Origin of the sequence: Streptococcus sp. 343_SSPC (assembly GCF_001072385.1) — a bacterium.
Lineage (GTDB): Bacteria > Bacillota > Bacilli > Lactobacillales > Streptococcaceae > Streptococcus.
The window spans coordinates 1-695 of record NZ_JVKU01000007.1; the positions used below are offsets into that span (position 1 = coordinate 1).

A 695-nucleotide genomic window follows, 5' to 3' on the forward strand; every position below is an offset into this window, starting at 1 on the left:
CAACTGGATAGAGTACCTGACTACGAATCAGGCGGTTAGAGGTTCGACTCCTCTAGGGTGCATGGTCGCAAGACTATGTAGCAATAGAATAGAAACGAGCACCCTTAGCTCAACTGGATAGAGTACCTGACTACGAATCAGGCGGTTAGAGGTTCGACTCCTCTAGGGTGCATAAAGCGTAAGCTTTAGTTCGGGAAGTAGCTCAGCTTGGTAGAGTACTTGGTTTGGGACCAAGGTGTCGCAGGTTCGAATCCTGTCTTCCCGATTTATGGCGGTGTAGCTCAGCTGGCTAGAGCGTCCGGTTCATACCCGGGAGGTCGGGGGTTCGATCCCCTTCGCCGCTATACTATTGATCTTGTCGGACCTTTAGCTCAGCTGGTTAGAGCTCTCGGCTCATAACCGAGTGGTCGTAGGTTCAAGTCCTACAAGGTCCATAATTAGCTGGAGGATTACCCAAGTCCGGCTGAAGGGAACGGTCTTGAAAACCGTCAGGCGTGTAAAAGCGTGCGTGGGTTCGAATCCCACATCCTCCTTAATATTAACGCGGGATGGAGCAGCTCGGTAGCTCGTCGGGCTCATAACCCGAAGGTCGTAGGTTCAAATCCTGCTCCCGCAATATTTGGCTCGGTAGCTCAGTTGGTAGAGCAATGGATTGAAGCTCCATGTGTCGGCGGTTCGATTCCGTCTCGCGCCAT

7 tRNA genes are annotated in these 695 nt (G+C 52.2%); all 7 read left to right on the top strand.

What is annotated here, in order from left to right:
* The first annotated feature begins 98 nt into the window (after positions 1-98).
* The 7 genes from ADH27_RS00990 (at position 99) to ADH27_RS01020 (ending at position 694) form a co-directional block, all read left to right on the top strand.
* A tRNA-Arg gene (locus ADH27_RS00990) sits at positions 99-172 on the top strand.
* Between the two features lie 19 nt (positions 173-191).
* Positions 192-265 (top strand) — tRNA-Pro (locus tag ADH27_RS00995).
* Positions 266-270: 5 nt separating this feature from the next.
* Positions 271-344 (top strand) — tRNA-Met (locus ADH27_RS01000).
* A 16-nt stretch (positions 345-360) separates the two neighbouring features.
* Positions 361-434, top strand: a tRNA-Ile gene (locus ADH27_RS01005).
* Between the two features lie 9 nt (positions 435-443).
* Positions 444-533 (top strand) — tRNA-Ser (locus ADH27_RS01010).
* Between the two features lie 9 nt (positions 534-542).
* Positions 543-616 (top strand) — tRNA-Met (locus ADH27_RS01015).
* Positions 617-621: 5 nt separating this feature from the next.
* Positions 622-694: transfer RNA gene (locus ADH27_RS01020), tRNA-Phe, on the top strand.
* The last annotated feature ends 1 nt before the right edge of the window (position 695 follow it).